The sequence below is a fragment of the Spirulina sp. CCY15215 genome (assembly GCF_016888125.1).
GTDB lineage: Bacteria > Cyanobacteriota > Cyanobacteriia > Cyanobacteriales > Spirulinaceae > CCY15215.
This window is the reverse complement of sequence record NZ_JACSWA010000527.1, coordinates 1-8013: the sequence shown is the minus strand read 5'-3', so window position 1 is coordinate 8013 and position 8013 is coordinate 1. Positions and strand designations below refer to the sequence as shown.

Annotated in this window: 7 protein-coding genes; 5 read left to right on the top strand and 2 right to left on the bottom strand. The window is 44.5% G+C overall.

All coding sequences use genetic code 11. From position 1 onward, the window contains the following. The 5 genes from JUI58_RS18160 to JUI58_RS18140 form a co-directional block, all read left to right on the top strand. A partial coding sequence (locus JUI58_RS18160) for a hypothetical protein (RefSeq protein WP_204105219.1) occupies window positions 1-197 on the top strand: 197 nt, incomplete at its 5' end. Between the two features lie 52 nt (window positions 198-249). Then, window positions 250-1029, top strand: a complete 780-nt coding sequence (locus JUI58_RS18155) for a DUF502 domain-containing protein (RefSeq protein ID WP_204105218.1) — start codon at window positions 250-252, stop codon at window positions 1027-1029. 55 nt (window positions 1030-1084) lie between these two features. Then, window positions 1085-1747, top strand: coding sequence for a transcription antitermination factor NusB (gene nusB, locus JUI58_RS18150; protein ID WP_348539921.1), 663 nt, complete (start codon window positions 1085-1087; stop codon window positions 1745-1747). Window positions 1748-1788: 41 nt separating this feature from the next. Beyond that, window positions 1789-3660, top strand: coding sequence for a signal recognition particle-docking protein FtsY (gene ftsY / locus JUI58_RS18145; protein WP_204105216.1), 1872 nt, complete (start codon window positions 1789-1791; stop codon window positions 3658-3660). Between the two features lie 90 nt (window positions 3661-3750). Continuing rightward, window positions 3751-4500 carry an HAD family hydrolase gene (locus JUI58_RS18140; protein WP_204105215.1) on the top strand — a complete coding sequence of 250 codons (750 nt, stop codon included), beginning with the start codon at window positions 3751-3753 and terminating at the stop codon, window positions 4498-4500. 52 nt (window positions 4501-4552) lie between these two features. On the opposite strand, the gene JUI58_RS18135 is transcribed toward JUI58_RS18140, so the two are convergent. Further along, window positions 4553-5122 (bottom strand): ribonuclease HII, encoded by a 570-nt coding sequence (locus tag JUI58_RS18135; RefSeq protein WP_204105220.1) that lies wholly within the window; start codon window positions 5120-5122, stop codon window positions 4553-4555. Window positions 5123-5194: 72 nt separating this feature from the next. Beyond that, entirely contained in the window at window positions 5195-7189 is a 1995-nt protein-coding gene (locus JUI58_RS18130) for an Rne/Rng family ribonuclease (protein WP_204105214.1), read from the bottom strand. Window positions 7190-8013 lie beyond the last annotated feature (824 nt).

Sequence of the window (8013 nt, the reverse complement as noted above, 5' to 3'; positions counted from 1 at the left end):
CTGATTCGCTTTGCTCAGACTCCCTTGTTTGTGGCAATTCCTCTCCCGCTAACCCTATCGGGTCTAACGGGAGTCCCCTTGCCACATCTTTGATGGAGAACTTGCAACATTTCTTTACAAGGATTAAAACTAGAGACAGAAGAAAACGCACATTCACTGCTTTTGAGACGCGATTTCTGAAACGCGATCGCAGTTGAATGGCAATCAATACCCAAACCCGCACCAGTTATCATGGAGAATCAGCGATCGGTGTTCCAACACCTAAAGCAGGATTTAAAAAACGACTTAATTGCAGGTCTTTTAGTTGTCATCCCCCTAGCAACTACAATCTGGCTGAGTTTTACCATTGCCAGATGGGTGATAGGGTTTTTAACGGAAATTCCCAAACAGCTTAATCCTTTCCAAGGATTACATCCAGTTTTAACGAATCTCATCAATCTATCCGTTGGGTTTGCTGTCCCTTTAGTCTTTATTCTGCTGATTGGCTTAATGGCCAGAAACATTGTGGGACAATGGCTGCTCAATTTGGGAGAGCGAATTTTACAAGCTATTCCCCTCGCTGGATCTGTTTATAAAACCCTCAAGCAAATTTTGGAAACTTTACTCCAAGATTCCAAAAGTAAGTTTCGACGGGTGGTTATTGTGGAATATCCTCGGCAAGGAGTATGGAGTCTCGGTTTTGTGACAGGCCAATTAAGCCCACTTCTTCAGGCTCACCTTTCTCAGCCTATGTTGAGTGTATTTATTCCCACAACTCCCAACCCGACTTCGGGATGGTATGCCATAATTCCAGAATCTGAGGCGATCGATTTATCCATTTCTATTGAAGATGCCTTTAAAGTCCTGATTTCTGGAGGAATTGTCAGCCCCAAAACATTCCCAACTGCTTCTCCACCTGCGGCGATCGCCCTTTCTAAATCTTCCTCAAAATCTCCCAAGTCCTACGAAACCATTCCTCGCAATCATGATTCCTTAGAGCGATCGGAAGAAAAACAACAGGCTTTACCGATTGAAGAAGAAAAAGTATAAGATTATAATTTCCGGCTTGATTGTTTCTTGTTAATTTTTTCTTTTTCTCCATACCATTATGCCTCGTCAACAACCCCGTCAAACTTCACGAGAATTAGCTCTTTTAAGCCTAAGTCAAGTTCGAGGCAATTCGGAAAAAATCCAACAACAAACCCTCAATGATTTGGTTTTAGCAGCTATTCGCACCCTAGTCGCAGAAGCAAGAGATACCCTCTCCACTGCAAGCGAAGAAATCCAACGAGGAGCCGATCGCCTAGCAAGTAGCGAGACTCGAGCAACAGACATACAAAGTAGTAAAACAATGGTTAAAGAAGCCATTGAATTAACCGAAAAAGCCCTCAACCGCGTCGGTTATGCCGCAGACTTACCCGAATTCATTTATTTAGCCGATCGCCAAGATGTGCAGGAATATGCCTTAGAATTAATTGGGACAGTCAAGCGTCGTCGAGGGGAAATTACCGAGGCGATCGAATCCTCTCTGGTAGATTGGCAATTCCATCGCATTCCTCAAGTCGATCGCGATATTCTCTCTCTTGCAGTTGCTGAAATTGTTTTTTTAGACATTCCCACTCGTGTCGCCATTAATGAGGCTGTAGAATTAGCAAAACGCTATTCTGATGAAGAAGGCTCTCGTTTTATTAATGGTGTTTTACGCAAAGTGGTAGAAAGAGAAAAGAGCAAGGAGTTTCCCCAAGAGGAGAGCATTTTAGAAACATAAAAGATGGATAATTGATTGATAACTGTTTATTAATTAAAAAAATGGTATTTAATTGGTTTAATCGAAAATTAGGTAAAGATGAAGACAAAGAAAAAAAGGAGAATGAGAAAAAGAAACCTCAGTCTCTAGAGTCGGAATCACCTCAAACTCAACCAAAATCTCCAGAAGTAGAAACAGAAGAATCTTCTCCTCAAACTACCCAAGAAGATTACTTGAAATGGGCAAAAGCTGCTTATCAAAATATTCAACAGCGTCAAGAAAAAATAAAAGCAGAAGAAAAATCCTCCGAATTTTCTGAGGAAATCAAGAGTCAGGAAACAAGTACACCGATAGAAACCGATCGCGAGGAAACTATTGTTGAAGATATTACAGAAACAGTTGCTGAAAAAGAAACAAGTACACCCGTAGAAACCGATCGCGAAGAAACTATTGTTGAAGATATTACAGAAACAATTGCTGAAAAAGAAATCAGTATACCCGTAGAAACCGATCGCGAAGAAGTTATTATTGAAGATATTACAGAAACAGTTGCTGAGGAAGAAATCAGTACACCGATAGAAACCGATCGCGAAGAAGTTATTATTGAAGATATTACAGAAACAGTTGCTGAAAAAGAAATCAGTATACCTGTAGGAACTGATAACCGAGAAGATATCGGAGAAACAATTGTTGAGAAAGAAAACAATACATCTGTAGAACTTGAAAAAATTGCCGATACTGATACAGAAATAGGCGAATTATCTGCAACCGATGAAACCGCGATCGAGACTCCCGAAACCAGTCAAGAAACGCCATCAGAACCTATCTCTACCCCAGTGTGGATGCAGAAATCTGATGCGTTGGAAAGATTGAAAGAAACGGCGATCGAAACTCCTGAATCAGAAATTGAAAGCGAATCTTCCCTTGATTTTGATGAAGATTTTGTCTGGTCGGCTAAAGTTTTGGCGGAACAAGGAAGGCGACCTGAAGAGGTTTCTCTTGATGAAATTAGCTGGCTTAAACGTTTGCGAGAAGGACTCGGTAAAACGCGCCGAAGTTTAATTAATCAACTTAAAGCTGTTGTGGGACAAGGGCCTCTTAACGAAGACGCTGTAATGGAAATTGAGGCTTTACTTCTACAAGCCGATGTGGGAGTCGAGGCCACAGAATATATTATTGAAACGCTACAAGACAAATTGCGAGAAGAATCTCTCCCACCGGAAGAGGCGATCGCCTATTTAAAAACAATTCTTTGCGACCTTCTCGACAAACCCCTAAAAGATCCGCAAAATGCAGCATTGACTCCTCAAGATGGTGTTCTAAATATTTGGTTAATGACCGGGGTTAATGGCGCAGGAAAAACCACTACAATTGGCAAATTAGCACACATGGCCAAACAGTCCGGCTATAGCTGTATTATTGCCGCAGCAGATACATTTCGGGCCGCAGCAGTAGAACAAGTGACCATTTGGGGTGCGCGATCGCAAACTCAAGTTATTGCTAATCCAGGGAAAAATACTGACCCAGCAGCAGTAGTTTATGATGCAATTAATGCAGCTATCTCGCGAGATATTCGCCTCTTATTAGTAGACACTGCTGGACGCTTGCAAAACAAAAAGAATTTAATGGCAGAATTGGCAAAGATTCGCCGTATTATTGATAAAAAAGCCCCCAATGCAACAGTGGAATCCCTGTTAGTTTTAGATGCAACATTGGGACAGAATGGCTTACGTCAAGCCCAAGTTTTTTCAGAATCTGCCAAGTTAAGCGGTGTTGTCTTGACTAAACTCGATGGTAGTGCTAAAGGTGGTGTAGCTTTAGCCGTTGCTAAACAGTTAAATTTACCCATTTGCTTTGTTGGTGCGGGAGAAGGAATCGAAGATTTGCGTCCTTTCTCCAGTTATGAGTTTGTCGAAGCTCTTTTAAGCGATTAACTAATAAATCTTCTAAGTTTCCTCGTTTTTAAAGAGTTATCAAAGATTCTGTTAATCTAGATCAAAGCAAGATTAAATGAGGAGGAGATTTTGGTTAAAATTCGCTGTGGGAATAAGATTTTTTCCAATATTGAAGGAATTTTGTTTGATAAGGACGGAACATTGGAAGACTCGCAAAACTTTTTGCGAGAACTGGCAAACAAGCGATCGCGTCTCATTGATGCACGCATTCCTGGCATTGGCGAACCTTTACTGATGGCTTTTGGACTAAATGAAGGCAGCCTCGATCCCACGGGTTTAATGGCTGTGGGTAGTCGCCGAGATAACCAAATAGCAGCAGCCGCCTATATTGCCGAAACTGGACGCGGTTGGTACGAAGCCCTCGAAATTGCCCGTTTTGCTTTTGAAGAAGCCGATAAATATATCCAGCGTACCCCGCAAAACTCGCCCCTTTTTCCAGGCAGTTTGGCGGTTTTGCAGACTTTATCGGCAACTGAGTTAAAACTGGGCATTCTCTCCGCAGATTCAACCCTAGGAGTCGAAAATTTTATCGATCGCGCCGGTATTGGGAACTATATTAACTTAGCGCGGGGAGTCGAACCGAATGGACCTGGCAAACCGGAGCCGAGGCTTTTCCTAGAAGCCAGTCATGCCCTCTCGACTACCCCAGAAACGACGCTAATGGTGGGAGATTCTGCTTTGGATTTTGAAATGGCAGAGAATGCAGGTGCAGCAGGGGTTGTGGGCATTTGTTGGGGCAATGCTAACGCCCCGGTACTTAGGAAGGCCGATGCTGCTATTGCTCATTTGAATGAGTTGGTTATTATTGATGGGGAATAAAAAATAGGTATTTTAATCCTTGGCGGATCGGACTGCGCGATAATTAAGTACCCTACCCCCTACTCCCTAATTTAAAAGAAGTACGATGTTGAGGAGAAATCCCATATTCTTCAATCCCTTGACGGTGACGTTTTGTACCATATCCTTTGTTTGCAGCGAGATCGTAGTGGGAGTATTTTTGAGCAAAACGCGCGATTAATTCATCTCGCCAAACCTTCGCGATGATACTTGCTGCTGCGATCGCAGAAGATTGCCGATCGCCCCCAATAATAGTTTGCTGGGAAATCTCTAAATCAGGAATGGGAAATTTGCCATCAATAAAACACAATTCTGGGGTTAAATCTAACTTGAAAATTGCTCGTTTCATGGCCAACAAAGAAGCCTGTAAAATATTGAGGCGATCGATTTCCCTCACGGTGGCATAACCAATACGCACATCCGTTGCGATCGCGGGAATCATCAATGCGAGTTCGCGGCGTTTCGGGGGGGAAAGCTGCTTGCTATCGCGAACCCCTAGGGCTTGTAATTGCTGACATTGAGACAAAGGAAGACAAACCACCGCCGCGACGACGGGTCCAAATAAAGCACCCCGCCCTACTTCATCTACTCCGGCGATCGGCATTTCCGCATTAGCGTTATCCGATAAATAGGAATATTCAAAATTGGGAACGGGGTAACTTTTCATAGAACAAATTTACTGAGCAGACGAACGACGACGGCGACGGCGAATAATGGGTCGCTTGTCAGAATCTTCATCATCAGTATCTGATTCCTCCACCTCGTCGGTAGATTCTGCGATCGCCTCTTCAAACTCTTCTGCTTCATCCTCGACTATTTCTGCTTCTTCAAGATTGCGATCGATGACGGACTCTTCTTCCGGTTCCCAACTTGTTTCAGAAGTTGTTTCAGAAGTTGTTTCAGAAGCTATTTCAGAAGCTATTTCAGAAGCTATTTCAGGAGATTCGGGTTCATGGATAGAAAGCACAACAGCACGGGGGTCTTTCACCTCTCGATCGGCACGGATTAAAGGAGATATCCCCATCAACGCATAGACATCCTGTTCGAGGGTTGTCATTTCAACCGTCACCTTCTCCGGAGGGGGCGTATCTCGTCGAGAAATGCGGCGATCGTAGTGATCGTTCACATCTTCTGTGGCGGAAAAATCCTCCTCCGTTTCCTCGCTGCGACTATTCCCCCCATTGAGCCGGATTTTCGTCACTTTATTGGGGGTTTCCATCTCCCCGACTCGACGGCGACGGCGACGGCGATTTGCAGCTAAATTTTGTTCCTGATAATTGGGATGATTCAGTAGATCGAGTTCTTGAGGATTATCCTCCGCCCCAAGGTCTAAAAGCCCGTCTATTTCATCATCTCGCTTTTCAGGGAGTTTGGGGGAGGGTATAGAAAGAACCGGAAGGCTTTGGCTTTTTTCGCTCGGTTCCTCCTCGACTTCCATACCGGGTAAATTAGGAGTATGACCCAAGCCGCCACAAGTCGGACATTCTTTGCCAAAGAGTTCGTAAATGTTTTGTCCTTGACGCTTGCGGGTCAGTTCCACCAAGCCTAATTCTGAAAGTTGGGCGATTTGGGGACGCGCCTTATCCCCACTCAAAGCATTATTAAAGGTTTCCAGCAAATCGAGGCGATCGCGGTGGGAGTCCATATCGATGAAATCTACCACGATCACGCCGCCAATATTTCTGAGACGAAGTTGACGGGCGATTTCTGTGGCGGCTTCATTATTCGTCCATAGCACCGTTTCTCGAGCCGTGGATGACCGGGTAAAGGAGCCGGAGTTGACATCAATTACCACCAATGCTTCCGTGGGTTCAATGATGATATAACCGCCAGAAGGTAGATCGACGCGAGGCTTGAGGGCTTCGAGAATGGCAGCATTGATGCGGAAAAATTCGAGAATGGGCTGGCGTTCCCGGTGATGGTCGATGAGAACCCCCTCGGGCGATCGTCCTCCACTCCAATTCTGCAAATGCTGTTTGACCCGTTTAACCGCATCGCTCGAGTCCACTACGATGCGATTAACATCGGCGCTATAAATGTCCCGCAAAACGCGCTGAATGAAGTCATCATCGCGGTTGAGTAAAGTCGGGGGTTTGGTGATATTGGCTTGTTGTTGAATGTCTTCCCATTGTTTTTGGAGGTATTCTAAATCCTCCATGATGGCTTCTTCATTTTTCCCGTCGGCTTCCGTCCGTACCAATAATCCCATTCCTGCTGGCTTGATCAAAATGGCCAAAGCTCTCAGGCGCGATCGCTCGGTTTCATTTTTGATGCGACGGGATAAATTAACCCCTCGGCCATAGGGCATCAGAACCAAATAGCGTCCGGGGAGGGTAATATTTCCCGTTAGCCGGGGACCTTTATTTCCCGTCGGCTCTTTCATAACTTGGACGAGAACTTTTTGGTGGGGGGCCAGCAGTTCGGTAATGGCTCCAGCACCTCGGCGCAATCGCAGGGGACCTAAATCCGTGACGTGCATAAAGCCATTTCGTTCGGCATCGCCAATATTGACGAAAGCGGCATCAATCCCTGGGATGACATTTTCTACGGTTCCAACATAAATATCGCTGACTTGTTGGGTTCCCGTAGAGACAACAAGTTCTTGAACTCGATCTTCAGCAAAAATGGCGGCAATTTGATGTTGTTCTGCAATAATGATCTGCTTGGGCATGCAATTTCCTCAATACTCTATCGATTCGGTGAAAGCATCCATGAAAGCATCCATGCGCGACGACTCGGATTGTTTAAATCCTTGAAAAAGCGATGCAACCTTACTCTTTTTTAGCGCAAGGCTTCGCGATCGCGCTGGTTTAAAGAAGCTCTATGGGGTCAAGAAAAACTTTTTGAAATAGCAAACAAAACTGAAGCAAAACCGAGATGAGAGAAGAATTTTAAATTCCACTCACAGTGGGTTATGGGGAGAAAAAGATGATTATTGGAGATTAACTCAACTCTCAACCTTGGTTAGGTCGGACTGCGAGCGATCGCAATCCCTTCCCTGACAAGTTGGGTATCTCTCTACACCCGAACCTCAAACTGAATAATTTTTTGGATTACTTTTTTGAGTCCGCGCTCTCCCAATAACGGGCTAGTAGCAAGAGTGAATCTCACAAATTTTCCCCTCAAGGCATTTCCTGATATCCGCACTCATTTTAGTGCAAGCAACCAACAGTTTCTTGCTTGTTTCTCCAAACAATTTAAACTGATGAGGTTTAATTAAACTGATGAGGTTTAATGGGAGGGGATGAAATTCGCTCGGTGCTAACTATTTCTTGCCTGCCCAATTATACCTTGTTCTTGACATCTCCCCGCTTTAAAAAGACGGGGATTCTGTGGTTAATCCACCGAAAGCGGGCGGCGCTTTTAAAGGGCGGAAATAGTTCCGCCCACAGCACCTTGTTAAAACCGCGCTTTCGCCAAGTCTGTCAACAGACTCCTACATCCCTTGGCTAAAAAATAGCTGTGGACTTACATGGAAGTATTGTAACGCAAGAC